Source organism: Deinococcus radiotolerans (assembly GCF_014647435.1).
Lineage (GTDB): Bacteria > Deinococcota > Deinococci > Deinococcales > Deinococcaceae > Deinococcus > Deinococcus radiotolerans.
On sequence record NZ_BMPE01000001.1, the window covers coordinates 1 to 25,087 of the forward strand.

23 protein-coding genes, 2 tRNA genes and 1 pseudogene are annotated in these 25,087 nt (G+C 64.4%); 19 read left to right on the forward strand and 7 right to left on the reverse strand.

Annotated elements, in window-relative coordinates; genetic code table 11:
- Window positions 1-462: pseudogene (locus tag IEY63_RS00005) on the reverse strand (ATP-dependent zinc metalloprotease FtsH); the annotation flags it as partial.
- 84 nt (window positions 463-546) lie between these two features.
- On the opposite strand from IEY63_RS00005, the gene IEY63_RS00010 reads away from it, so the two are divergent.
- Window positions 547-1,035 carry a DUF4384 domain-containing protein gene (locus IEY63_RS00010; protein WP_189066943.1) on the forward strand — a complete coding sequence of 163 codons (489 nt, stop codon included), beginning with the start codon at window positions 547-549 and terminating at the stop codon, window positions 1,033-1,035.
- Window positions 1,036-1,093: 58 nt separating this feature from the next.
- Here IEY63_RS00010 and IEY63_RS00015 read toward each other — a convergent pair whose 3' ends face one another.
- Both IEY63_RS00015 and IEY63_RS00020 read right to left on the reverse strand, forming a co-directional pair.
- Window positions 1,094-1,348, reverse strand: coding sequence for a hypothetical protein (locus IEY63_RS00015; RefSeq protein ID WP_189066944.1), 255 nt, complete (start codon window positions 1,346-1,348; stop codon window positions 1,094-1,096).
- Window positions 1,345-1,992, reverse strand: coding sequence for a hypothetical protein (locus IEY63_RS00020; protein ID WP_189066945.1), 648 nt, complete (start codon window positions 1,990-1,992; stop codon window positions 1,345-1,347). Before IEY63_RS00020 ends, IEY63_RS00015 begins: the two co-directional genes overlap by 4 nt.
- Before the next feature lie 80 nt (window positions 1,993-2,072).
- On the opposite strand from IEY63_RS00020, the gene IEY63_RS00025 reads away from it, so the two are divergent.
- Genes IEY63_RS00025 through IEY63_RS00035 form a run of 3 tightly spaced genes read left to right on the forward strand, consistent with a single transcriptional unit; the run spans window position 2,073 to window position 3,466 of the window.
- A complete protein-coding gene (locus IEY63_RS00025) occupies window positions 2,073-2,438 on the forward strand; it encodes a nucleotide pyrophosphohydrolase (RefSeq protein WP_189066946.1) in 366 nt (121 codons plus the stop codon).
- The gene (locus tag IEY63_RS00030) at window positions 2,435-2,980 is read left to right on the forward strand and encodes a YfiT family bacillithiol transferase (RefSeq protein WP_268239622.1); all 546 of its coding nucleotides are present in this window, start codon (window positions 2,435-2,437) and stop codon (window positions 2,978-2,980) included. The genes IEY63_RS00025 and IEY63_RS00030 overlap by 4 nt, the downstream gene beginning before the upstream one ends.
- Window positions 2,981-3,466, forward strand: coding sequence for a Nudix hydrolase (locus IEY63_RS00035; RefSeq protein ID WP_189066947.1), 486 nt, complete (start codon window positions 2,981-2,983; stop codon window positions 3,464-3,466).
- Window positions 3,467-3,470: 4 nt separating this feature from the next.
- Here the strand turns inward: IEY63_RS00035 and IEY63_RS00040 are convergent, their stop codons facing one another.
- Window positions 3,471-5,153 carry a phosphodiester glycosidase family protein gene (locus IEY63_RS00040; protein WP_229784505.1) on the reverse strand — a complete coding sequence of 561 codons (1,683 nt, stop codon included), beginning with the start codon at window positions 5,151-5,153 and terminating at the stop codon, window positions 3,471-3,473.
- A 267-nt stretch (window positions 5,154-5,420) separates the two neighbouring features.
- Here IEY63_RS00040 and mglB point away from each other — a divergent pair, with 267 nt between their 5' ends.
- The 7 genes from mglB to IEY63_RS00075 all read left to right on the forward strand — a co-directional run bounded on the left by mglB (window position 5,421) and on the right by IEY63_RS00075 (window position 9,578).
- Window positions 5,421-5,906 (forward strand): GTPase-activating protein MglB, encoded by a 486-nt coding sequence (gene mglB, locus IEY63_RS00045; protein ID WP_046844629.1) that lies wholly within the window; start codon window positions 5,421-5,423, stop codon window positions 5,904-5,906.
- 54 nt (window positions 5,907-5,960) lie between these two features.
- Complete coding sequence (gene mglA, locus IEY63_RS00050) at window positions 5,961-6,551, forward strand: GTPase MglA (RefSeq protein WP_189066948.1); 591 nt, start codon at window positions 5,961-5,963, stop codon at window positions 6,549-6,551.
- 257 nt (window positions 6,552-6,808) lie between these two features.
- Window positions 6,809-7,480 (forward strand): TrmB family transcriptional regulator, encoded by a 672-nt coding sequence (locus IEY63_RS00055; RefSeq protein ID WP_062157851.1) that lies wholly within the window; start codon window positions 6,809-6,811, stop codon window positions 7,478-7,480.
- 84 nt (window positions 7,481-7,564) lie between these two features.
- A tRNA-Ala gene (locus IEY63_RS00060) sits at window positions 7,565-7,640 on the forward strand.
- 34 nt (window positions 7,641-7,674) lie between these two features.
- Window positions 7,675-7,751: transfer RNA gene (locus tag IEY63_RS00065), tRNA-Met, on the forward strand.
- Between the two features lie 124 nt (window positions 7,752-7,875).
- The gene (locus IEY63_RS00070; RefSeq protein ID WP_189066949.1) at window positions 7,876-8,772 is read left to right on the forward strand and encodes a tyrosine-type recombinase/integrase; all 897 of its coding nucleotides are present in this window, start codon (window positions 7,876-7,878) and stop codon (window positions 8,770-8,772) included.
- Window positions 8,769-9,578, forward strand: coding sequence for a protein kinase family protein (locus tag IEY63_RS00075; RefSeq protein ID WP_189066950.1), 810 nt, complete (start codon window positions 8,769-8,771; stop codon window positions 9,576-9,578). The genes IEY63_RS00070 and IEY63_RS00075 overlap by 4 nt, the downstream gene beginning before the upstream one ends.
- Window positions 9,579-9,806: 228 nt before the next feature.
- Here IEY63_RS00075 and IEY63_RS00080 read toward each other — a convergent pair whose 3' ends face one another.
- The 3 genes from IEY63_RS00080 to IEY63_RS00090 all read right to left on the reverse strand — a co-directional run bounded on the left by IEY63_RS00080 (window position 9,807) and on the right by IEY63_RS00090 (window position 11,310).
- Window positions 9,807-10,091, reverse strand: a complete 285-nt coding sequence (locus tag IEY63_RS00080) for a hypothetical protein (RefSeq protein ID WP_189066951.1) — start codon at window positions 10,089-10,091, stop codon at window positions 9,807-9,809.
- Window positions 10,092-10,125: 34 nt separating this feature from the next.
- Window positions 10,126-10,578, reverse strand: a complete 453-nt coding sequence (locus tag IEY63_RS00085; protein ID WP_189066952.1) for a hypothetical protein — start codon at window positions 10,576-10,578, stop codon at window positions 10,126-10,128.
- A gap of 330 nt (window positions 10,579-10,908) precedes the next feature.
- The gene (locus IEY63_RS00090; RefSeq protein ID WP_189066953.1) at window positions 10,909-11,310 is read right to left on the reverse strand and encodes a hypothetical protein; all 402 of its coding nucleotides are present in this window, start codon (window positions 11,308-11,310) and stop codon (window positions 10,909-10,911) included.
- Window positions 11,311-11,865: 555 nt separating this feature from the next.
- Between IEY63_RS00090 and IEY63_RS00095 the strand changes: the two genes are divergently transcribed.
- The 8 genes from IEY63_RS00095 to IEY63_RS00130 all read left to right on the forward strand — a co-directional run bounded on the left by IEY63_RS00095 (window position 11,866) and on the right by IEY63_RS00130 (window position 25,058).
- Window positions 11,866-12,420: a hypothetical protein gene (locus IEY63_RS00095; protein ID WP_189066954.1), complete on the forward strand. Its 555-nt coding sequence runs from the start codon at window positions 11,866-11,868 to the stop codon at window positions 12,418-12,420.
- A 78-nt stretch (window positions 12,421-12,498) separates the two neighbouring features.
- Window positions 12,499-13,680, forward strand: coding sequence for an AAA family ATPase (locus tag IEY63_RS00100; protein WP_189066955.1), 1,182 nt, complete (start codon window positions 12,499-12,501; stop codon window positions 13,678-13,680).
- 533 nt (window positions 13,681-14,213) lie between these two features.
- Window positions 14,214-14,516: a hypothetical protein gene (locus IEY63_RS00105; RefSeq protein WP_189066956.1), complete on the forward strand. Its 303-nt coding sequence runs from the start codon at window positions 14,214-14,216 to the stop codon at window positions 14,514-14,516.
- Window positions 14,517-14,874: 358 nt separating this feature from the next.
- Window positions 14,875-16,437, forward strand: a complete 1,563-nt coding sequence (locus tag IEY63_RS00110; protein WP_189066957.1) for a type I restriction-modification system subunit M — start codon at window positions 14,875-14,877, stop codon at window positions 16,435-16,437.
- Window positions 16,434-17,750, forward strand: a complete 1,317-nt coding sequence (locus IEY63_RS22700; protein ID WP_189066958.1) for a restriction endonuclease subunit S — start codon at window positions 16,434-16,436, stop codon at window positions 17,748-17,750. Before IEY63_RS00110 ends, IEY63_RS22700 begins: the two co-directional genes overlap by 4 nt.
- On the forward strand, window positions 17,747-20,650 hold the full coding sequence (locus IEY63_RS00120) for a DUF262 and DUF1524 domain-containing protein (RefSeq protein WP_189066959.1): 2,904 nt from the start codon (window positions 17,747-17,749) through the stop codon (window positions 20,648-20,650). The genes IEY63_RS22700 and IEY63_RS00120 overlap by 4 nt, the downstream gene beginning before the upstream one ends.
- Window positions 20,643-23,780 (forward strand): type I restriction endonuclease subunit R, encoded by a 3,138-nt coding sequence (locus IEY63_RS00125; RefSeq protein WP_229784387.1) that lies wholly within the window; start codon window positions 20,643-20,645, stop codon window positions 23,778-23,780. Before IEY63_RS00120 ends, IEY63_RS00125 begins: the two co-directional genes overlap by 8 nt.
- Window positions 23,781-23,822: 42 nt before the next feature.
- Window positions 23,823-25,058 carry an SIR2 family protein gene (locus tag IEY63_RS00130; RefSeq protein ID WP_189066961.1) on the forward strand — a complete coding sequence of 412 codons (1,236 nt, stop codon included), beginning with the start codon at window positions 23,823-23,825 and terminating at the stop codon, window positions 25,056-25,058.
- Window positions 25,059-25,087 lie beyond the last annotated feature (29 nt).

Here is a 25,087-nt window from a genome sequence, read left to right on the forward strand (position 1 = left end):
GTCGCCGAAGGTGAGTTTGATCTGCCCTTCGCTGATCACCGCCGCCCGCGACCGCCCGAAATTCGTGGGGTTCGCGCCGCCCTGCGCGCCGCGCATGCTGCGCCAAAGCACCACCAGAATCAGGCCCGTCAGCACGAGCGGCAGCAGCTGCGCCAGCCAGCCCAGCGTGCTGCCGCTGCCCGTGACGGTCAGGGGCACGCCCGCGTCCCGCACGCGTTTGAGCGTCGCGCCGTCGGGCGGGAGCACCAGGGACCGCACGCCCATCCCGTTCTCCGAGGCGAGCGTCACGTTCGCCAGGCCCGCGCTGTTCAGCGTGACCCGCGTGACCCTTCGGGCATTCAGGTCCTCGAAGAAGCGGTTGGTGGTGTACGGACCGTCACCTGGCGCGGCCAGGGCGGGGGAGATCAGGGCAAGGGCGCCCAGCGCAGTCAGCAGCGGGCGCGGCAACCGTCGGGGACGCATACGTCATCCTACGCCCGGTTGGACCGGCAACTTCGTGAGCCCGGCACTCAGCTGCCGGTCAGCTTCGCGTCATAGGGTGATCACATGCGCAATGCGATTCTGCTCGGCACCCTTGCCCTGGGCCTCAGCGCCTGCTCCGTCACCGTCCGCCCCAACCTGGGCCTTCAGGGATCGGACAGCAACCTGATCACGACCCTGCGCCCGGACCGCGGCGAGGGCAGCACCTACGCCGTCGGCGAGGCGGTCCGCTTCGTGGTCAGCACCCGCGCCGCCGGGTACGTCACCCTGATCGCCCTTCAGGGCGGCGAGGCCAGCACCCTGATCCGGAACGCGTACGTGCCGGCTGGAACGACCGTGTTCCCCCGCGCGCAGGACGGCGTGACGTACAACGTCTCCTACCCACGCGGCCTGCAACGCGTCCGCGCGATCTTCACCCGCGTGCGCCCCACCAGTGACCTCGTGCTGCGCGGCACGTACGACGAGGGCCGCTGGAACGCCACCAGCACCGCCTACATCCAGCCGTACGCCGTTCAGGACCGTGACGTGCAGGAAACCTACCTGTACATCCGCTGACCTCAGCCCACACGCCGGAGGCCACCTGCGCGTCAGGTGGCCTCCGGCGCGCTGTGGGTCAGTGGTGCAGGGGCACCGTTGCGCGCCGGGCCGCCCGCGGGGATGGCTGAACCGGATGCCCCTTCCACGCCCGCACGAGAGCCCGCAGTGCGGGGTCCGCCAGCCCGCCAGCCCGAATCAGGGCGGCCGCCATCCGCTGCCGCTCGGCGGGCTCCTGGCCCAGCAGGACCAGCGCGCGGGCCTGCGCCAGCGCGACCAGCGTCTCATCCGTCCGCCCGGGCAACGTGAGCGGCGGGCTGGCCCATGCCGTCACGGGAAAGCTCGGAGCGAGTTTGGGCCCCACTCGGCCAGCCAGGTCCACAGGGCTGGGTCGGTCAGGACCCTGCGCGTTACCACGCCGCGCAGCTCCGGCTGCGCCGACCAGCGCCACGCGCCGGGGCAGGCAGACCCGGCGCGCAGCAGGCCCACGGCGCTCACCCGGCGGGCCACGCAGGTCACGCCCAGGCCCTCCCCGGCCGCCCACTCACGCAGGACGCGGTGCAGTTCAGCGAACGTGCCGCCCGACGCGACCACATCCACCAGCGCGGCCCGCCGGTCCTCGCGGAACAGGTGGCTGGGCCGCAGGCCCACCCCGGCCAGCAGAGGCCGCAGGGCGCTGGCCTGCTGGGCGTCCAGCGTCGCGTTCAGCAGCGACACGTTCAGCGCCGAGATCCGCCACGACACGGCCACGCCGCCCGTAAGGCCGCTCAGGTACGCCCGGAGCGGGTCGGGCGAGCGGCCCACGAACACCAGGTCCCGCCCGGCGGCGGCCACCAGCACGCCCGCCAGCGCGGCCCGCAGCGCCGGCAGGTGCGCGCCTGCGCTGCCCAGGTCGGGGGTCACGCCCAGCCCGTGGGGTTGGGTTACGTCCCACACGCGGGGCCCGCTCGACTGGTTGGGGCAGGCAGGGCTCGTCATGGCGTCATGCTGCGCCGCGCCCGGTGCGGGCCGCATCTGCCATCCGGCGCACCCGCGTTCAGGCCGGTTATCCTGCCCGCATGAGCCTCACCTTCCAGGACGCCAGCGCGCGCGTGGACGCCTTCATCTCCCAGTTCAAGGAGGGGTACTTCCCGCCGCTGCTGATGCTGGCCCGCCTGACCGAGGAGACCGGCGAGATCGCCCGCGTGATCGCCCACCAGAACGGCAAGACGCCCAAGGCCGGCGAGGACGCCGGAGACCTGGAGATGGAACTGGCGGACCTGCTGTTCGTGACGATCTGCATGGCGAACGAACGCGGGCTGGACCTGGAACGCGGCTTCGAGCGCATGATGACGAAGATCGAGCGGCGTGACGCGACCCGCTGGACGAAGAAGGACACGGACGAGGACGCCGCTGACCGGGCCGCTGAGGAGGGCGCGCTGTGACCGGCGACGCGGCGGGTGACCCGCGCTACCCGGTCGGGCCGATGCCCACGCCCCTGACCCTCACGCCCACCGAGCGGGTCGAGGCGCTGGGGCAGGTGTTCGCACTGCCCGCCGATCTGTTCGAGGCGGTGCAGGGCCTCTCCGAGGCGCAGCTGGCCACCCCGTACCGCGAGGGCGGCTGGACGGTGCGGCAGGTCGTGCACCACGTGGCCGAGAGTCACATGAACGCGTTCATTCGCCTGAAGCTCGCGCTGACCGAGAACAACCCGGTGATCAAGCCGTACGAGGAGGACCGCTGGGCGACCCTGCCCGATCACGAGCTGGTGCCAGAGGTGAGCCTGAACCTGATCGACGCGCTGCACTCTCGCCTGGGCATGCTGTTCGCGTCACTGGACCCGCAGGGGGACGACTGGGCCCGCCCCTGGACGCACCCGGCGCAGGGCCGCACGTACACCGTGGACACCCTGCTGGCCATGTACGCCTGGCACGGGCGGCACCACGTGGCGCACATCACCGGCCTGCGCGACCGGATGGGCTGGTAGGTGCAGTTCGGCCCTGAGCTGCACACCCCGGTCCCGCACCGCGCGGCGGGCGTGGTCGTCCTGAACGCGGCAGGGGACATCCTGCTCGTCCGCGAACGGGGCGTGCCGGGGGGACGGGGGAAGGCTGACCTGTGGCACATTCCCAGCGGCACCGTCGAACCCGGCGAGAACCCCCAGGACACGGCCGTGCGTGAGGCGTGGGAGGAAGCTGGGGTCCGCGCTGGCCTCCTGAAGTTCCTGGCGGCCTATCTGGGGCACTTCCCGGATGGTGAGCCGGTCCTGCGGCACGCGTGGCTGGCCGAGGCGAGTACCGGTTCGACCTTCACGCCCGCCCTGCCCGATGAGGTCAAGGAGGTGCGCTTCGTGCCGCAAGCTGAGTTTGACGCGCTGTACAGCGCCGGGCTGATCCGCATGCACCACACGAAACTGTTCTATGAAGACGCCCTGCGCGAACGTGAACGCTTGATGCCCCAACTTGAACGCTGAGCCCTCAGCGGCGTGCAGCAGGCGCCGCGTCCGCGCGGGGCACGAGCACAATGGCGTTCGGCACGGGGCGGCTCCAGACCGTGTTCAGGTACCCGCCCAGGTTCGCGTACCCGCCGGTCACGAACGCCGTGGCGCTGCTGCCGCTGTCCAGGCGCACGGCGTCCCGCACGCCCGCCTTCGCCAGCGCGGACGCGAACGCCTCAGGACTCCCGTGCTCCAGGAACGCAATCGTGGGTTGACCAGCCAGCGTCCCGAACGCCACCTGCCGGGTGGGCCGCCAGATGCTCGCAGCGGTGTTGAAGCCCTCCCGGGCCGGGTCGAGTGCCACGCGGCCGCCCTGCACCAGCAGCGGCCCGGCACTCAGGGCGTCCGTGGCGGCGTCCCAGCCGCCCTCCGCGCGCCAGTTCAGCGTGGCGCTCAGTGGGGCACCTGCCGTGCGGGGCAGCTGCGGGAAGCGCGCCGGGTCGAAGGTGAAGGCCAGTGTCCCCTGGGGCGGGGTCACCAGGCCCGTCATCGCTGAGCCCACCACGCCCGCGCCGGGCGCTACGAGCAGCGTGGTCAGGCGGTCCGCACCGACCCGGGTGCGGCCGTCCCCCACGAACGCCGTGAGCAGGCCGGGGTCCGCCTTGGCCCGCACGCTGTTCACGGTCACGCTGAAGCCTGCGCCACTCAGGACGTACCGGGGCCGGGGGTAACCGAAGAGGGTGTCACCCTGCGCGGTGAAGCCCAGCGTGGCACGCTTTTCTAGGCTGGGTGCGGTCATCAGGCCGCCCATGGCGACCAGGTCCACTGGCAGGTGCGTGCCTGGATCGAAGTACCCGCCGTTCACGCCGGCCACGCCGCCCACGCGCTTCACGAGGTCCGCGACGCCGCTGGCCTGTCCGGTCGGGGCGCTCACCACGCGCGGCTGGTAGCGGGCCGGGTCGAAACTCAGCAGGTGCAGGCTGCCCAGCTGCCGGTACGTCACGCCGTCCGGCATGGCGTCCGGGTCCACGGGGGGCGGCACGTTCCCGTCCAGGTAGGTGGTGGTGTCGATCACGACGCGCTCCGGGTTGTTCAGCGTGAAGATCTCGCTGCGCCCGCCCCCGGTCGTGAGGCCCACCGCGGCGCCCTGCGGGGTCTGCGTGAGGGTCAGGGTGTCACCGGACTCAAGGGTCTGCGAGGAGGGGGTGACGGACACGCCGCTCAGGGTGACAGTCAGGCCGTTCTGGAGGCGCGTGACGCTGCTGGCCGCCGCGCCACTGAGTTCCAGCACGACCCGCTGCACCTCCACCGTGCGGTGCAGGGTGCGGCTCACGCGGACGGTATCCAGATTCACCGTGAACGCCGGTTGCGGCTGTGGCAGGGGAGAGGGCGCCGGGGTGGGGCCGGGTACGGGCGCCTGTGCCAGATCCGGCGAGGGCGGCAGGGTCGCGGCCGGCACGCTGCTCGGGGCGGCGAAATCCAGCAGGGCGGGCGTGTCGGCCAGCACCTGGAGGCCCAGCGCGTTCAGGGCCGCCAGAGGAACGAACAGACTGCCGCCGCTCAGCTGCGGCACGGGCAGCTTCGCGCTCAGCGTGAAGCCCGTGGCGCGCCACCCGGTGGCCGGGTCGTAGCGCAGTTCCCGCGTGCCTAGCAGCAGGCGCAGGTCCGCCGGGTCGTTGCGGACGGCCACACCCAGGCGCGGCAGGGTCCACACCGGCAGCATCTCCCCGCCGGGGAGGGCCTGCGTGCCCACCGCCGCCGACTGCACCACGCCGCCAATCGCGACGGGCCGCGCGCCCGCCGATCCGATCAGGGCTGCGCCGAGCAGCAGAAGGGCGAGGCGACGGGGGAAAGCTCGGGGGGACGCAGTCACGCCGCGGAGTGTACCGTCCGCCCCGGCGCGCGCTGGTGAGCGGCCCGTCAGCTTCAGTGTTGGGAGTCACGGTCAGTGACGCTCTTGTATGAAAAGTGAATTTATACTTGACCGCATATGATTGAACCTTCACTGGCGCTGTACGGGGACGCCTTCGAACGCGTTGACGGTCTTATCCAGGAGCTTCTCGACACCACCGGCGTCCGTTACGGCCTGCTCGTGGACCGCAAGGGCTTCGTCCTCTCGCACAAAGAAGCCCTGTGGGCGCCGCGTCCCCCCGCGCTGGACAGCGTCGCCACGCTGGTCGCTAGCAACGCCGCCGCGACCGCCGCGCTAGCCAACATGCTGGGCGAACGCACCTTCAGCGAGCAGATCCACCAGGGTGAGAACGGCACGCTGTACGTCGAATCGGTCGGCACGGACTCGCTCCTCACGCTGATCTTTGACGCCAGCGTCCCCCTGGGCAAGGTGAAGGTGTACGCCAAGAAGAGCATCGCGCAGATCGCCGCGATTCTCGACGAACTCAAGGACATCCCCCCGGTGCAGCTGGGCGAGGACTTCAGCGCGGGCGCAACCTCGCTGCTCGACGATCTGCTGGGCTGAACCCACCCCGGCTCCCACCCCTCACCGTTCGCCTGATTCCACCAGAGGAGTTCCATGAGCACCATCAACTTCGCGGCGCGCGAAATCAACTGCAAGATCGTCTACTACGGCCCCGGCATGAGCGGCAAGACCACCAACCTCAAGCACGTGTTCTCCAAGGTGCCCGGCCACCTGCGCGGCGAGATGGTCAGCCTGGCCACCGAGGACGAACGCACGCTGTTCTTCGACTTCCTGCCCCTGGACCTGGGGACCGTGCAGGGCTTCAAGACCCGCTTCCACCTGTACACCGTGCCCGGCCAGGTGTTCTACAACGCCAGCCGCAAGCTGATCCTGCGTGGCGTGGACGGCATCGTGTTCGTCGCGGACAGCGCCCCCAACCGCCTGCGCGCGAACGCCGAGAGCATGCGCAACCTGCGCGAGAACCTCCAGGAGCACGGCATTGACGTGCGCGACGTGCCCATCGTGCTTCAGGTGAACAAACGCGACCTGCCCGACGCGCTGCCGCTCGAGATGATCCGCGCCGTGATCGACCCCCGGCAGGAACTCATGATCTTCGAGGCCATGTCCGACAAGGGCGTCGGCGTCTTCGAGACCCTCAAGACCGTCAGTCGCCTGGTGCTGGAGCGTCTCTCCCAGAACAAGTAAAGCGCAGAAGGCAGCGGGCCACCCACGTACGCGCGGGTGGCCCGCTCTCTGACCGCCCAACCCTGCAGAGCGGCGGACCGAATCGACACTTCTATGCGGCACACCGGCCTCAACTCTGGGCCACGTGAGCACCGGTCATTCATGGTGCCCCCCTGGTGTCCTGGCGGCTCCTGCGCCTTCCTCTGCACCCGGTTGAATCCCGTTCCCCGGTCTGCGCTCCGCCTGAACTGGTGGTGCATCCCGTATGCTGAAGCGTAATGAGCGCCGTGATTCACCTGCAAGCGCTCGGGCTGACCGAGTACGAAGCCCGTGCCTACACCGCCCTTCTGGCCCTGGGCCGGGCCGTTCCGGCCCGCGTGGCCCGGCAGGCCGGTATTCCCCGGCCCAAAATCTACGAGACGCTCGAACGCCTGGAGGGGCGCGGCCTGGCCGCCAAGGTCGGGCAGAACCCCCTGGAATACGCGCCGCTCAGCGCCCGGGAGTACCTCGCGCGCGCACGCCGGGCCTTCGATGACCGGCTGGGCGCCCTGGACCGCGACCTGTCCCGCCTGGCCCCCGACCCGGCCCCCGAGGCGGTCTACCACCTGTACGGCGAGGCGGCCATTCGCAGCCTCTGTGAGGACCTGACCCTGAACGCCCGGCGCAGCCTGTACATGGCGGGTGACGCCAGTTTCGCCGACCGTCTGGAACGACTCAGCCCGCGCGGGGTGGACCTGTACCGCACGCCCCTGGCGAACCTGCCGGCCATTGCGGCGCCCGGTCAGCGGGCCTTCCTGCTCGCCCGGGACGGTGAGGCGGCGCTCGTGGCGCACTTCATCGATGAGGGCGGCGTGGGTGAGGCGCACGGCGTACACACCCACAACCCCGTGATCATCCACCTGATCGAGGGGTACGTGCAGCTGGCCGCGCAGCAGCTTCAGCCGCGCTGAGCAGCGCCAGCGGGCCGCCGTGTTGACAGTGCCGGGGGTCGCTGGTAGCATAGCTGAGCCTCAAACGAGGCGGCACGATCAAGAGGGGCTGTGGCGCAGTTGGGAGCGCGTCTGAATGGCATTCAGAAGGTCAGGGGTTCGAATCCCCTCAGCTCCACCAGAAGGTGCCCCGCATGCACGCGGGGCTTTTTCAAGGCGATGTAGCTCAGCTGGTTAGAGCGAACGACTCATAATCGTTAGGTCCCCGGTTCAAGTCCGGGCATCGCCACCAAGAGAGGAGAATCCCGTCCAGGACGGGATTTTTCTTTTTGTATCGCAAGATTGAACTTGGTGTACCGACCCGTGATCGTTCGCTCCAGATCCAGACCGCTGAGACCCGTCAAAGGGGCATCGACATGGTCATCTCCGAACTCTGGGAGCAGTTCTACTACCACCTGCGGGTCAAACGGCGAGCCAGGACAACACTCCGCTTCTACAGCGTCACGCAGCGCGCCCTCGAGCGGTACGCCGCGCACGACGCTGGCTTCCCGGCTTCTCCAGACCTCATCACGGTGACCCACCTCCGGGGCTTCCTCGTGTGGCTGGATGACCAGGGTCTGGCGCCAGGGGGCATTCATGCCCACGTGCGGGCGCTCAAGGCCTGCTTCGGCTGGGCTCACAAAGAAGAGCTGCTTTCCCGAAACCCAGCATTGCGTCTGGAACGGCCGACCTTGCCCGGGCACCGCCTCCCCATGGTCGATGCCGACCTGGTTGGAAGCCTCATTCAAAAGGCCCGCGCCGCAGACCAGCCTCTCAGAGACGTGGCCCTGCTGCTGACCCTCTTCGACACCGGTGTGCGGCTGGGTGAAGTGATTGGCATGAAGGTGAACGACCTTCGTCCGGAGAAGGGCCTGGTCCGCGTGGTGGGCAAGGGGGACAAGGAGCGCTCCGTCCCCATCGGAACGCGGGCCCTGGGCGCCATCACCACCTACATGCGCCGCGAGCGCCGTCCCAAGCACGCCGGGGTGCATCACCTCTTCCTGAACCGCACTGGGCAGGCGATGACCCGGAGCTGCGTCGGTATCCGCCTGAGCCTGCTGGCCCGGCACCTCGACCTCGACCGCTCCCTGGCGGCGCCCCATGCCTTCCGCCGGGGCTTCGCGGTGGAGTTCCTGCGCAACGGCGGCGACGTCTTCACGCTGCAGCAGATCCTGGGGCACAGCAGCCTCGAGATGACGCGGCGTTACGTCAACTTCCTCGACGAGGACCTCAAGGCGGCGCACCTGCGCTTCTCGCCGGGAGACCGCCTGTGACCCCGGAGCCGCTGAACAGGGTGCTGGCGCACTACGGCTTTGACTCTGTGAGCACCATCGAACAGATCGAACGGGGAGGGGAGTGGCGGGTCCGGCAGGGCGACCGGATCCTGCGCTGGGCCCCCGCGGATCGGCCGCTGGCCGAACATATCGTCCGCGACGCGCAGCTCTTAAGCGTCCTGGAGCACCACCATATTCCCGCGCCGGAACTCCTCGCTCTGGATATGAGTGACTCAGCGCAGGTGGTCAGCGTGCAGGATCTGCGGCTGCCAGGTGCCCACACCGGGCTCGGTGCCACCGGGCTGTCGGAGCAGGGCTGGCGATCGCTGGGAGGGTACCTGTTCGCCCTGCATGAGCGTGGACCTCTCTCCCCGACGTCCCGCTCCATGCCTCCGGTGAACGCGGAGCGAGCCCTCGCCCTCCTGCGAGACCGCCAGGTTCTGGACGCGGCCCAGGTCCGCTGGGTACGGCGCTGGCTGTCCCTGGTGCCTCCCGCCGTTCCGGTGCTGACGCACGGCATGGTGACGCCGTCCTGGGTGGTGACCGATGACCGGGGCGATCTGGTTCTGGGCCTGACCGACTGGAGTGTGGCCGGTCCCAGGCTGCCAGGGCACGACTTCCTGCACCTGCCTGAGGCGGCGCGCTGGACCGTGCTGGAGGGCTACGGCCAGACCGGCTTCCCGAGACTCCTTCAGGTTTACCTGCATCAATTGTTGGAAGCCGCCCGGGACGTCGCGCCAGAAGCCGTCACAGGCGCGGCGCTTGAGCAGTTGCACCGTCTGATCGAGGAAGAACTGCGGCTCTAGAGAGATCCTTGGAGGCCCGAACCCCTGCTGCGGAGCGTGGGGCTTCGGGCCTTTATTTGCTTCGGTTACGGTGGGCTGCCGCGACTGAACTGCGCGGACGCGTCACTGTCGATACGCGGCGTTCAACTGTGCCTGGAGAAAGGCTTTGGTGCCGCGCGCGTGCGTGACGGTGGGCCGCATGCCCTGTGTGTGGTGCTGGATCTCGTCGAGCGCCCGTTTGACCTTGCGCTAGGTGTCACGGATGAGGGCGTCATCCAGCGCGTCACCTTCCCGCAGTTCGTGGGCTGGTGTGACGTAGTCGCGGTAGTGCCGCACCCGGTAGGGGAAGTCGGCTTTAGTGAGTGTGATCCACCCACGTTCACTGGCGACGGCCAGCAGGACATCGAGCCGCCAGTCCCTGATCGCGCCCAGGTGGTGTGGCGCCTCGCTTGATGCCCTTGCCAAGCGGGGATACGCCTGTGCACAGGTCACCAGGACGTGTTCGAGGATGGCGCTCAGGGCAATGAATGCCATACGTGAGGCGCCAGCGTGGTGCAGCACCACCGCCTCAGCCCAACGGTCTTGCAGGAGCCTGATATCTTCTGCCGTCAGGAAGACATGCTGAAAGGCAGGCGTGTCCAGCGCGTCTAGGCGTCAGGGGCGCGGCCAGGATCACCAAGGGCTGGGCCATGAGCCCTATCTCTGGCGCCCCACAGACCGTCCAGCCATCCGGCGAAAGGATTTCACCGACCCTGCGCTGCAACGAAGCGCGCACCTGGTCGGAATTTTCCGCCTGCAAAATGGCCTTCAACAGCAGCGCGCCCTGCCCCTGCCTCTGCGCGTCTTCAACCACGCGCGTCACATAGTCGATTCTGGATTCAGTGGCCAGCCAGCCGGAGGCGTAGCCGAGGCCAGTGAAATACGTTTCAAGCTTCCGGGCAGTCCGGTACCCGCCCGGGCCGTCACTGATGACCTGCGTCAATTGCCGGACGGACTTGTGCCGAAGCGTAGGAAACGTCATGGGGGCTGACAGGCCCGAAGGCACTGCGGCCCGGTCAGGTCCTATGACAGATGACGGACACCTGCAGTCTGGGCAGAGCTGTGCAAGTCATAGAGAGAAGGAATTGGGCAGAAGTCAGCAAGGGCAACGCGAACCTCTTCTGCGATCAATCAGGTTCACTCCACCTGCGTCGGCCGCTGCGCGGTCTCGTCCCAGGCGGCCCGCGAGTTGATCGGGGGTAATCCGGCGTGCGCGGCCAGTCAGGTCAAGACGGTGTCGGCCTGCCATAGGTCACCGGGCTTCTGCCGGAGTCATAGCGCCCATTCAGGAATCGCAACCAGCCGGCCCCGGTTATAGTTGCCGCTTCCACGGCGCGTCGTCGAACAGCCAGATCTGGGCGTCCCGGGCCAAAGCACACAGAACTCCCCAGGGCTGGCTCAGGATCTGGGCATAGACCCCGGTCTGATAAACGACGAACGCGTCGAATGCGTCGTCGAGGAGGTCGGCAGCGGCGGAGGCGAACAGGTCGAAGAATTCCGGCAGTAGGGACGGGATGTGGAAGTCGGGGTGGAACCATCGCGGGATCATTACGACCGGCACGCTGGACCGGCTGCTGTCCGGCGAGGCGATGGTCAGAAGACGTCCAGGAGCTTTTCTGCCTTTCACGACGCGGCGCAGCAGCGGCTTGAGGTGTCCTTCCACCTTGAAGCTGTCTTCGCCGGACAGGGAGTTGGGGCGAACAGGTGTGGTCATGGCGGTGGGATCAGGTTTCGTGCGGGAATGACGCGGGAGGCCTCCGAGACCAGCCTGTCGATCAGCAGTGCCGTCAATTCCGTTGCCTCCTCCGCTGGCAAGGGCAGCGCAGAGTTCAGGAGGCCGCCTCCAGCAGGGGCGGGCTGTGCCTGGGTCGCTGGCGCGCGGTTCAGCGCTGGGGCCGGTAGCGGGGCCGGGGCTTACGCCGTGGCTGGCAGAGCTTCATGCTGGCACTCGCCGCAGCGGCAGTCGTAGGCGATGGCCCCCGGCCCGACGGTCTGGACGGTGTAGTGCCCACCAGGAGTCGGCGCCACTCCGGTGACGCCAGGGTCATCCACGGGTCCGAGGGAATGGGTACCCCGGCCTTCTTGAACAGGTCTAGGTCGAGGTACTCGCTGAAGTCTGATCCCACAGAAGTTGAGGGCTTGACAGAGGATTTACAGTTCACGTGAAGGAGTCGAGCGCTCTCGAAAAACGATCAGCTGGCCCAACGCCCCCCGGATTTTTCCGGGGTGTTTCCGTCCTTATGCGCCGCCAGACGCGGCAGGAGACCCTATGCCCACCACAGCCCACCAGATCACCCGGATCACCGCCGCACATGCCCAGGGCCTCTCAGACGCTGAGACCGCACGCTACGCCGGTGTTAGCCTCAGCACCGTCAAGCGACTGCGGGTCAAGCTTGGCCTCACAACCTTCAGCGAACGCACCCTTCGTGGACGCCACGGCGAGGGACTCCTCGCTGACATGGCGACGGCTCGCGGCCTCAGGGTGACCTGGAGCCCGAGGAACGGCAGCCCTTACGACCTCCAGATCGGGAGCCAGCGGGTGGACGTCAAGACCTCAATGCAGCGCCCCGACGGCACCTGGCGCTTCCGACTCCCCCCCAGTCGCCCCAGCTTCCACGGTACCCACCGTTATCCGAAGAACTATGGCGCGGACTGCGACCTGCTGGCCCTCGTCGCGCTGCGACCAGGGACCCCTGACGCGGACATCTATTTCATCGAGAGTAGGACCGCCCCCGAGAACGTGGTTCTTCGCCCTGGAGGCGTCTATGACTCGTTCAGGAACGACTGGACGGTCTTTGAAGATGAGCGTGCCCTGGCCGCCTGAGGCTTCCCGTTTCCCCTTCGTTCTCTCAGAAGAGGTTCTGCAACAGGCAGAACTACTTTCAACGATTTAGGAGCCCACATGCGTCAACAAGATCATCTGCCTGAATTTGCCTCGTCCCTCAGGCATATTTCCTCTTCGCTCGTTCTGGACTACCGTAATGCGGGCTCAGCGTTCCTGCAGGAAAATGCTCCTGAAAGCACCGAGAAGTTTAAAAGGGCTTGCTGGCAGCTGGTATCGGCATGGCCGAATGAAACCTTCGGTCTTCAGATCACTGAGCTTGATCCACTTTTCAACACCAGGTGGGAGCACAAGCCCAGACTCAGAGTTCCTCCCTATCTGGTACATAACTTGATACGAGCAGGGTGGTTGACGGTTTTGTACAGCCCGTCGGGAGTGGGGAAGAGCCGACTCATGCTGGAACTGCTGCACGCGGTGGCCAACGGCCTGCCCTTCAAGGGTAGGAAGACCAGAGCGCGTAAGACCCTCTACATCGATTACGAGATGGGCCCAGCTGACCTGCAGCGCTATGGAGATGAGCTTGCTGTTTCAGGCTTCGTGATCACGCAACACGACGTCCCGCTGCTTAAGATCGCCCCCCTGCTGCGAAGGGCGAAGCGCGCGGGATGCGAGTTGATCGTGATTGATTCCTACGCTTCCATCGCTAACCAGACTGGAGAGGAGAACGCCGTGAACTCCAATGCGGTGGCTGAGAAGGTCCTCAAGCCGCTTGCGGATCTGGCACATTCGCTCGGACTGGCGATCGTCGTGTTACACCACACCAGGAAGGACAGCAATCAATACGAGGGGGCACAGCGTATCAAGGGGTTGGCGGACGCCATGCTGCAGCTGAGCTTGGACCAGAACTCTGGTCACATGGCGATCACAGCTCATAAGGTGCGGGGAGACTTCGAACCCTTGTCATGGGAAGCGAGAGGGCATCCCAACCTCCGCAGCCGCGCTCGCGCCGATCAAAAGGCAGGAGGCCGACATAAGGACACCGAGCGGCGCGAGTGGCTTGTGCAGCTTCTCAGCCAGGGGCCAGTGCTCACCAGTGAGGTTAATACTCGGTTCGAGTCGACGTTCGGGACAGGAGCCAAGCGGTTGGAGCACATTATTCGGGCCTTGATGAATGAGGGTATCGTTCGAAAAGCCAAGAAGGGCCGGGAGGTCGAACTGAGCCTCTTACCTCCGGTCAGTCAGGTCGGATCACGGACGTCAGATGTCCCCCTTATATATCCCCCAACGACTTCCGAGGTTTGACTCAGTCTGTGGAGCGGGTCAGCAGGCTCAGGTGGGTCCTGACCATCTTTCCTCTATCACCCCATGTGCTTGGCTGGCACTAAAGATCTCACTCGAGTGACGGTCATGATCCTCGCTTCCGCTCGGAAAATCTCCGCCATGAGCGCGGAGATTTGGGTGAACAGGGGAGAGGAGTTGGTGCAGGCCGGCGAGCCGCAGAATTCGGCGACGTCGCCCCGCAACGCCGCAATCGGCAAGGTTGTCAGGACTCCCCCCCACTCCCCCCGGGGTCAGGCGTGCGAGGCCCACGCAGGTACGCGAGAGAGGCAGGGCACTGAATCAGGCCCCCAGTAGGCACCAGCTGGCGCTCTCCAGAGCAGCCGGGCAGCGATGCCACGAGTCCTGCAAGGGTTCGGGGGTGACCACGCACAGGCGCCTGGTCCGCGCACCGGCCCTCACCCTGTCGGCGCTGACGCGCCAGAACGTTCAGTGTTGGCCAGCCAGAGCTCGGCTGAATGAACGCTGCGCCTGACTGCTGGCCTCAAGGAGAAGACATGAACTCAGCGCAAGACTCGTATACCCTGGCCGAAGTCGCCTTCCCCTCCACCTCAGCGCTTCCGCCAGGCCGGCAGGTGTTGCTGCTCGTCGTAAGTGACACCGTGGAGGACCTGGTGTGGGCCCAGGTGGAGGAGGGATTGCCGGCGTCCGTGCACCGCGCGCAGATCGTTCAGGCTTCCGGATGCTTTCCCGATCTGCCCGCTGGGAGCGAAATCTACTTCCGGCCGGAACATGTGCTGCAGGATCGGGCTGGCGGGCCGTATGGCCGCTGGAGTGCTCCTGGTGCCCTGACTGCCTGACCAGGTAACAGAGCCCAGGTCAGCCGGTCGGCAACCAAACTGGCGGCTCTTCCGAGGTTCCTCTGTCTGGCGGGTGCAGCTGGCCTTTTTCTACCGAACTCGGGCCTGTTCGACCCGCTCATGGGGACGTAAACGCCTGTTTCGAGCCGCGAATGGACGTAAATCAGACAAAACCGGCCAGGGTGTCGGGAGGTGTCGCGCGGGAACGGTGCACGCTTCTACCTTGTCGACTGAGCGTTGCTAGGGAACCGGCGCCTGTCTGCTGGGCATTGCGGGCGTGAACACCCCCGACACCCCACCTGTTCATGCCCATTTCGCCCTGTGCGAACGTCGTCCTGGCCGTATTCTGGAGCACACGATGCCAGCCAACACCACCGAGATTGAGCGCCGCCTGTGGGCCGCTGCCGACAACCTGCGGGCGAACAGCAAACTCCGCAGCCACGAGTACAGCACCCCTGTCCTGGGCCTGATCTTCCTCGCCTACGCCGACTACCGCTTCACCGAAGCCAAGACCCGGCTCTCGGCTGGTGGAGGACGGCGCAGTGGGGTCACCAAGGACGACTACCAGGCAGCGGGCGTTCTGTACGTGCCCGAAGCTGCGAGGTACTCCTGGTTACTCCAGCTTCCCGAAGGTGCCAACGTCGGCCAGAGCATCAACGACGCCATGCGCGCCATCGAGGAGGAGAACGAGGACCTGCGCGGCGTGCTCCCCAAGCTCTACAACCGCATCGACAACAGCATCCTGGTCGCGCTCCTCAAGGCCTTCAACTTCGCGGAGATCGCCGATGACCTCGAAGGGGACGCGTTCGGCAAGATCTACGAGTACTTCCTGGGCAAGTTCGCGCGGGACGAAGGGGGCAGGGGTGGCGAGTTCTACACTCCGACCAGCCTCGTCAAGCTGATGGTGGAGATCATGGAGCCCTTCCATGGCCGCATTTATGACCCGGCCTGTGGCTCGGGCGGCATGTTCGTGCAGTCTGCGCGCTTCGTGGAGGAGCACCGGGCGAACCCGACGTCAGAGATCAGCGTGTACGGCCAGGAGAAGACTGCTGAGACCGTCAAGCTAGCCCGCATGAACCTCGCGGTGCACGGCCTGAGTGGAGACATCCGTCAGGCCAATACCTTCTATGAGGATCCGCACACCAGCCCCAGCAAGTTCGACTTCGCCCTGGCGAACCCACCCTTCAACGTCTCAGGTGTGGACAAGGACCGGATCGGTGTAGATCCGCGTCTACCCTTCGGCCTGCCGCGCACCGACAACTCCAACTATCTGTGGATGCAGTACATCCACTCCAGCCTGAACGAGCGGGGCCGCGCCGGGGTCGTCATGGCGAACAGCGCGAGCGACGCGCGCGGCAGCGAGCAGGAGATTCGCCGCCACCTCATCCAGGCCGGGGCCGTTGACATCATGCTGGCAACCAGCTCGAACCTCTTCTACACGGTCACGCTTCCCGCGACGGTATGGTTCTTCGACAAGCGCAAGAAGGGTACCCCTCGCGAGGATCAGGTGCTGTTCATTGACGCGCGACACATCTATACGCCGGTCACGCGGGCTATTCGGGAGCTGAGCGGCACGCAGGTAGAGTTCCTGGCAAACATCGCCAACTTGTACCGGGGCGAGGCCAGCGAAGACCTCCATGGCAGCGCTGCGCTGATGACCGAGCACTTCCCGAACGGCGCCTACCGCGACGTCCCCGGGCTGTGTAAAGTTGCCACGCGTGCTGAGATTGAGGCGCAGGGTTGGAGCCTGAACCCTGGCCGCTACGTGGGGGTGCAGGCCCGCGCTGTCGACGATTTCGATTTCAGCGTGCGCCTGGGCGAACTGAACGAGGAACTAGAGGTCCTGAACGTCGAGGCGCACGAGCTAGAGGAGCGAATCTGCGAGAACATGCAGGCGTTGCTCGAAGGGGTCGGAGCGTGACTTGGAAATCTTTCACGCTGCGCGATCTTCTAGTGGAAACAAAGGATGGTGAATGGGGCCAGGGTGAGCCTTTTGAGGACTCTGTCCTAATGCGGGTCATTAGGGGAACTGATTTTGACAACGTCCGAGTGGGGGATTTATCTTCCGCACCCCTTCGTTACATTAAGGGGCACACAGCCTTACGGAAAGCCCTTAGATCTAGCGACATATTATTGGAAACGGCTGGCGGTTCTAAAGATCGTCCCACGGGCAGAACGGTCTACCTGCACTCATCGCTATTCAACTCATCTGAAGTGAAATTGACTTGTGCAAGTTTCGCAAGATTCTTGAGGATTGACGTTAGCAAGGCTGACCCTAGATTTATCTATTACCTGCTATCCAGTTTATATACGCAAGGGAAACTTAGAAAATACAATACGCAGCATACAGGTGTATCGCGTTTCCAATTTACTGTCTTTGCTGATAGTGAACCCCTTAGCTTGCCTCCCTGCCCCACCCAGCGCAAGATCGCAGTCATCCTCTCCGCCTACGATGACCTGATCGAGAACAACACACGGCGCGTGCGGGTGCTGGAGGAGATGGCCCGCGCCCTGTACCGCGAGTGGTTTGTGGAGTTCCGCTTCCCAGGGCACGACACTGCCGAGTTCGTGGAGGACGAGCAGGGGCATAGGCCGAAAGGATGGGAGTGGCGACAGCTTCGGGAGGTTGCAGCAACAAACTTCCTCAGCATTAAGAAGGGCAAGGAGCCTGATGAGGTGCTGTACGTTGACCTCTCCTCAGTGGGAACGGGAGCCATTGAGACGGCGGCGTTGATGCCCTTCGAGTCTGCTCCCGGGCGTGCACGTCGTTTGGTGCGTCACGGCGATGTGATTTGGGCGACAGTGAGGCCGAATCGCCGCACTTTTGCGCTTGTGCTGAATCCAGACCCACGCCTCGTGGTGTCTACGGGCTTCGCGGTTCTAACACCAAACCAGGTTCCTTACACTTTTTTCTACATGACCACGACGACGGAGGACTTCTCGGCCTACCTCGTCGGGCGGGCACGCGGCGCGGCCTACCCGGCGGTTGTGGCTGAGGATTTCGCACAGGCTCCACTGCTCATCCCAGACGAGGACATTCTTCGACTGTTCCATGAGCGGGTTGAGGCTATGGCGCTTCAACAAGAGAACCTTCGCGTCCGTAACGCCAACCTCCGCCGCACCCGTGACCTGCTCCTTCCCCGGCTGGTATCGGGTGAGCTGGACGTGTCGACGCTGGATGTGCGGGGGCTAGAGATTGAGGAAGTAGAGCGGCAAGAGGAGGCGGTGGCGTGATCGCAGAGCAGGCGAAGCTGGCGGAGTTGCTGGAGGGCAGCAAGCAGTTCGAGGTGCCGCTGTATCAGCGTCCCTACTCTTGGGGCACGCCGGAGCGCGAGCAGTTCTGGCGGGACATCGTGCGCGCCGGGCGGGACCCCAAGCCGACCCTGCACTTCACGGGGTCGGTGGTGTACATGGAGCGCCCCGGCAGCATGGCCGGGAACCTGAAGCGGGCGCGCCTGATCGACGGACAGCAACGCCTCACGACCCTGACCCTGCTGATGCTGGCCCTGGCGGAGCGTCTGGCCGAGGTCGGCGAGCTGGAGTTGCCACTGGAGGGCACGGCAGACTCCCAGCGTGTGGAGGCGTCCGACCTCCGCAACGACTACCTCGTGAATAAGCGGCTGAGCGGCGACTCTCGGTACAAGCTGCTGCCCACCCACGTGGATCGCGACACCCTCAAGCACCTGCTGGGCGACGCGCCCCCGCCGGACAAGGTGTCGCGGGAGGTGCAGGCCGGGGCCGAGTTCTTCCGGGGCAGACTGACCGAGCCGGGCGTCGACCTGCGGGAGGTGCTGCGCGGCATCCATAAGCTCCAGGTGGTGACCGTCGCGCTGGAGGAAGGCCGGGACGACCCCCAGCTCATCTTCGAAAGCCTCAACAGCACTGGCAAGGACCTGACGCAGGCCGACCTCATCCGCAACAACGTGCTGATGGGACTGGAGGCTGCCGAGCAGGACAACCTCAGCCGGGACTACTGGGTGCCGATGGAGGCGCTCTTCGCGGACACCGAGGAGGGGACCTTCGACCGCTTCATGCGCGACTTCCTGACCCTGCGAACGCGCAGCCTGCCCAACGAGCGGGAGGTGTACGCGGCCTTCAAGGCGTACCGGGCGTCCCGTCCCACCGAGGAAAGTGTGAAGGCCCTGGTCGCAGATGTGGTCCACACCGCGCGGCTGTATCTGGGGATCATCGATCCCGCGCGCCTGCCGCAGACGGCCCTTCGCCTGGCGATGGAGGACCTGACAGCGCTGCGTCTGCGGGTCATCTTCCCCTTCCTGCTCGAACTGCTTGAGGACCGCGAGCGCGGCCTCCTGACCCCTGAAGACCTCGTGCGTTCCCTGCGTCTGATGGAGTCGTTCCTGCTGCGCCGTGCGGTGGTCGGCGCTCGCACGGCACCCCTCAACCGCTTCTTCGCCGGACTGGGGCGCGACCTGAAGAAGGACGACTACCTCCGGTCCCTGGAGCGGGCGCTGGTGCGCTTTCAGGACCGGGACCAGGACGGCTTTCCCACTGACGAGGTGTTCGCCCGCTCGCTTCAGGAGGTGGCCCTCTACCGCTTGAACGTCTGTAAGCACCTCCTTGTCCGGCTGGAGAACAGCTTTAATCCGAAGGAGAAGCTCTGGCACGCTGGCCTCACCATTGAGCATGTCCTGCCGCAGAACGAGGATCTGAGCCAACCCTGGCGGGACATGCTGGGTGCTGACTGGCGGGGCATTCAGGAGCGCCTAGTGCACACCCTCGGGAACCTCACGCTGACCGGCTACAACAGTGAGCTGGGCGATCGCTCCTTCGAGGAGAAGAGGAAGCTCCCTGAGCCTAAGGGCTATGTCCACAGCCGCCTGTTGATGACCCGGAAGATCGCGGACCTTGACGTCTGGAACGAAGCGGAGATCGTGGCAAGGTCGGCGACGTTGACGCAGCATGCGTTGGGCCTCTGGGCCTATCCAGAGTTCACGCCTGAGGAAATCACTGCTCTCCGTGTAGAAGGGCGCCAGAGAAGCAAGGTCAGAACTGTCGAGGATCACCTGGAGACCAGCGGCCCGGCGTTGCGAGAGCTCTTCGGACAGGTGCGGTCGCGACTCGCTAAGTTACACGAAGGCGTCACGGAGGCATCGCAGAAGACCTACGTGGCCTACAAGATTCAGGGGTCGAATTTCTGCGACATCGTGCCACAGCCTGCGCTGGATACCGTCAAGGGTTGGCTGAATCTGTCTCCTGAGCACCTTGACGACCCGTTGCACCTGACCCGGGATATCACCGGCAAGGGCAAGCCGGGAAACGGGAACGTGGAGTTCACTCTCCCTCTCCAGTCGGACCTCGACGCATTCGAGGCCCTGGCACGACAGGCGCTCGATTATCAGCTGGCTCGCCAGAGCAAGCCCGGGGGTGAGACTGCGACTTCAGAGGCACCAGGGATGGTGGACTTCTCCCACCTGCCTGAAACAGTCCAGCAGATTCTCCATGAGCTCGAAACACGGACGCGCGGGCTGAGCGGTGACGTCTGGGACAACCTCACGCAGTTCCACCGCTCGTTCCGTGCTCGCCGTGTGTTCATGGAGGTGCGCCCCCGCCAGAGTGCCATCCATGTCTCGGTCAAGCTGGCGCCGGAAAGTCTGCAACCCGATGAGCAGGAGGGCTGGGGGCAGGGTGGAGCCTGGCTCTCGCGCACCATCCGCACCCTGGAGGAGCTGGAGCATGCGTGGCCGGCCATGGTGGCGGCATACCTGCGGCAAGAAGAGGGCGCTACGGATGTCAAGCTGCCCGGGGTCAGCAACGCACAGTACAAGCAGGCCAAGGCGATCTACGCCGAGTTGCTCAGCCGGGCTTCGAACGTCGCGGATGACGTGACGGTCCAGACGACGCAGAAGAGCGCCAAGTTCTATGTTCCTGGGAGTGCTGGTCCGAGAGAGTTTATGAGGCTGTACAGCAGCTCGATCAGCGGAAGCGCCGGTGTGCGCCTGAATCTCCTTCCTGGCGCTCTGGACAATCCGGCTGGGCTCGGCCGGCCGGTGGATCCTGGCAACGAAACGTCCGGCTTCGTGGAAGGTCACTTTGAAGTTCGAGCGACAGCAATGGATGAAGTCGATCCCATCATGCTGCTCGTGCGCCAGGCGTATGAGGTCCACCGTGCGTGAATTCAGCGAGGCCAGGCTGGTGGAGGAGACCTGTCTCGCCATCCTCCGGGACCTTGGCTGGCGAACCGCAGACGCCACGCACGAGGTGCTCGGTGAGGCAGGCACCCTGGGGCGCGAGAGCCAGCGCGAGGTGGTGCTGGTGCGTGAGCTGCGGGCCGCCCTGGTCCGGCTCAATCCGCACCTGCCAAAGACCGGAATCGAGCAGGCCGTCGAGGTGGTCACTCAGGACCGTTCGGCCCTCTCGGCTGTGGCTGCCAACCAGGAGCTGTACCGCCTGATGGTGGACGGCGTGCCGGTCCTGGTGCCTGACGACGATGGCGAGCGGCCCGAACGGGTCCGGGTGTTTGCTTGGGAGACCCCTGAAACCAACACCTTCCTGGCAGTGCAGCAGCTCACGGTCAAGAGTGACCTCTACACCCGCAGACCGGATGTCATCGGCTTCGTCAACGGCCTGCCGCTGGTGTTCATCGAACTGAAGTCGACGCACCGGCGCCTGAAGAACGCCTACAAGGACAACCTCCGCGATTACCGCTCAACCATCCCGCACCTGTTTCATCCCAACGCGCTGGTGATTCTCTCGAACGGTACGGAAGCGAGGGTGGGAAGCATGACGGCCGGCTGGGAGCATTTTGCCGAGTGGGTTCGTGTCGAGCGCGAGGACGAACCGCGGCGTGTGGGCCTGAGCACCCTGCTGCGCGGCACCTGCGAGCCCTCACGCCTGCTGGACCTGGTAGAGAACTTCACCGCGTACCTGGAGACCCAGGGCGGCGTGGCGAAGATCCTCGCCAAGAACCACCAGGTGCTCGGGGTGAACAACGCCCTGGGGGCGCTGAGGGAGACGGCTCAGAACCGGGGCCGCCTCGGGGTGTTCTGGCACACCCAGGGCTCGGGGAAGAGCCTGAGCATGGTGTTCTTCTCCCGTAAGGTCCTGCGCAAGGTCCCCGGTAACTGGAGCTTCCTGGTGGTCACCGACCGTGAGGAACTCGACCAGCAGATCTACACGACGTTTGCGCGCACCGGCACGGTCCATGAGCCCGAGGAGCAGGTCCGTGCCGGCAGCGGGGCTCACCTCAAGGAACTCTTGCGCGAGGACCACCGCTTCCTGTTCACCCTGATCCAGAAATTCCATACCCCTCAGGGCGAGGTCTACCCACAACTCTCGGCGCGGGGTGACGTGATCGTCATGACGGACGAGGCGCACCGCAGCCAGTACGACGTGTTCGCCGGGAACATGCGGGCCGCCCTGCCGAATGCCGCCTTCATCGGCTTTACCGGCACGCCGCTGATGGAAGGGGAACAGAAGACCCGGGAGGTGTTCGGAGATTACGTCTCGATATACAACTTCAGCGAGGCGGTGCAGGACCGCGCCACGGTGCCGCTGTACTACGAGAACCGGATCCCGGAGCTGCAACTCACCAATGCCCAGCTTCAGGCCAACATGGAAGACCTCCTTGACCGCGAGGGTGTAGACGAGGACGCCGAGCGGCTGGTCGAGCGGGAGTTCAGCCGCGAGTACCAGCTGCTCACCCGGGACGACCGGCTGGAGAAGATCGCCCAGGACCTGGTGAGGCACTTCCTGGGCCGCGGACAGTTCGGGAAGGGCATGGTGGTGAGCCTCGACAAGGCCACAGCCGTCCGCATGCACGGCAAGGTCCAGCGGTACTGGCAGGACGAGATCGCCGCCACGGAAGCCGAGCTCACCACGGCCACCGGCGAAGCACGGGACGCCCTGCTGGGCCGCCTGCGCTTCCTGCGGGAGACGGACATGGCCGTGGTGATCTCTCAGGCGCAGAACGAGATCGCCGACTTCGCCGACCGGGGCCTGGACATCCTCCCGCACCGCCGGCGGATGGTCACCGAGGACCTCGAGGGCAAGTTCAAGGACCCCGCCCATCCGCTGCGGCTGGTCTTCGTGTGCGCGATGTGGATGACCGGCTTCGACGCGCCCAGCGTCAGCACCATCTACCTCGACAAGCCCATGCGCAACCACACCCTCATGCAGACCATCGCGCGTGCCAACCGCGTCTGGGAAGAGAAGGTGAGCGGGCTGATCGTGGACTATGTCGGGGTCTTCCGCAACTTGCAGCGCGCCCTGGCCATTTACGGCGCAGGGAGCGGCTCAGGCATGGGCGACGAAACCCCTGTGCAGAACAAGGACGAACTCCTGGCAGCCCTGCGGGCGGTGCTCGGGGAGGCGGAAGCCATCGTGACAGCCCACGGGGTCGACCCGCAGGCCATCCTGCAGGCCACTGGAGAGACGAAGCTCGAGCTGATCCGCGACGCCACGGACGCCCTGTTGGCTGGGGACGACGTGCGGAAGCGCTTTACGGATACGGCCAACACCGTGAACCGGCTTTACAAGGCGGTGCTGCCGGATCCTGCGGCGCAGGCCTACGCGGCACAGCGGGCCCTGTACCGAGTCCTGGCGGAGCGCCTGAACTTGGATGAGGACGAGCCCGAGGTGGACGGCGTCATGCAGCAGGTCGAGACATTGCTGGACACCTCAGTTGCAGCGCACGGGTACGTGATTCGCGACGGGACCACCCGCATCGACCTGAGCCAAGTGGACTTCGACAAGCTCCGGGCGATGTTCGAGAAGACGCCCCGGCAGCGGACCGAGGCCGAGAAGCTGCGCGCCGCGCTCAACGGTGAAGTGCAGCGCCTGACCCGGCTCAACAAGACCCGCGTGAACTACGCGGCACGACTGGAGGCCATGATCCAGGACTACAACTCCGGATCGGCCAACGTCGCGGTCTTCTTCGAGGAACTGGTACGCCTGGGACGCGACCTGAGCGAGGAGGTCAAGCGCGCCGTGCGTGAAGGACTCAGTGAAGAGGAACTGGCGGTGTTCGACCAGATCACGGCGGCGTCCGGAGACGTCGGCGACCAGGAACGCGAGGCGGTGAAGGCGGTGGCACGGGGGCTGTTGACCCGGCTTAAAGGGGACCGCCTGGTGCTGGACTGGCGTAAGAAGCAGCAGGCCCGGGCCCAGGTCAGGCAGGCGATCAGGCAGGAACTCGATGCGCTCCCCGAACAGTTCACTCAGACGGAGTACGACGTGGCTGTGAATGCTGTCTACGCTCACGTGTACGAGGCCTACCGAAGTAAGGACGAAAGTATATATGCATGAGGCAGCGATTCTCAATTCAGCCATGGGTAGGGAGGAACAATTTTGAAGGTATTTATCTTTGGTGCTGGTGCCTCCTTCGGTTATGCCGACTCTAAGACAGGTCTAGGAATGCCATTGGCGCGTAACTTTTTTGAGACCTTCCATAAACTTTCAATTAGTGATGATCGTAATGTACTTCATGGATTTTTGATCCATGAGGCTGCTAGGCGAGTCGGTGTCCCTTTGGGGGATGCTGATTTACAAACCAAATGGGCTGAAAAGTATTGGGTTAAGTGGAATCTTGATATTGAGGTATTCGCGACTGAAATAGAGCGACAGCTATCTCTTATTTCTTCTGGTGAGAATAATGATGTCATGGAAGTCATGCATTATACCAAGGCATATGATGAACTGATCTTCCTGTTTGCATCGGTTATGAACGAAATTCAGAATGGGGAGATCAATCAAGCATATTTATGTTTAGCGCGCAAAATCGATAAAGATGACTTGCTTATAACTTTTAATTGGGATACTATGTTAGATCGAGCGCTAAGTGCAACGGGACAATGGCATGTTGATGACGGATATGGAGTTCAGTTTAAGAAGATCTATCGGGATGGATGGACGAATCCTCAATCATTAAATTCAAAAAATTCACTTTTAAAGCTGCATGGATCAACCAACTGGCTGATGCCTTATAGGACTTTCCATCTTGCGCTGCACGAGCGTAATTTTGCAAATATTGGCGTTGATCCCAAAGACCGCATTTTATATGCCTATGAGTCAACTAAGAGTCCATATGAAACGTGGGAGGGAAGGTATAAAGGGGGATATGAACCGTTTTCATATTATTATTACCCGCCAAATATTCCGATAGATACTCCTAAAGTCTCCGGTCGAAGTCTCGTATCTATAAATGCAATGCCTCATCTAAAGGAATACGGTAAGGTTTCATTAAATCCTGAGATGCAGGAGGCCATGCCTTTGATAATACCTCCCATTCAAAATAAAGAGTATGGAATACTAGGTGGAATTCTGGATGATATATGGTATAAGGCTGGGAAATCGATAATCACATGTGATGAAGTGATCTTTATCGGCTATAGTTTTCCTGTGACAGATGTACGAAGCTGGAAGATGATGGATGACGCCTTAAAATTCCGCGAGAGACCTTTAAAGATCACTATTGTAAATCCATATCCAGGCGACTTAAAGGATAGACTTGAGGAAAGATATGGAGATATGATTGAGGTAAGTGTTCAATATATGGGATTTACCGAATTTATTAGTGACTACTAATATCCGTTAATGATATGGCGTATAATCCA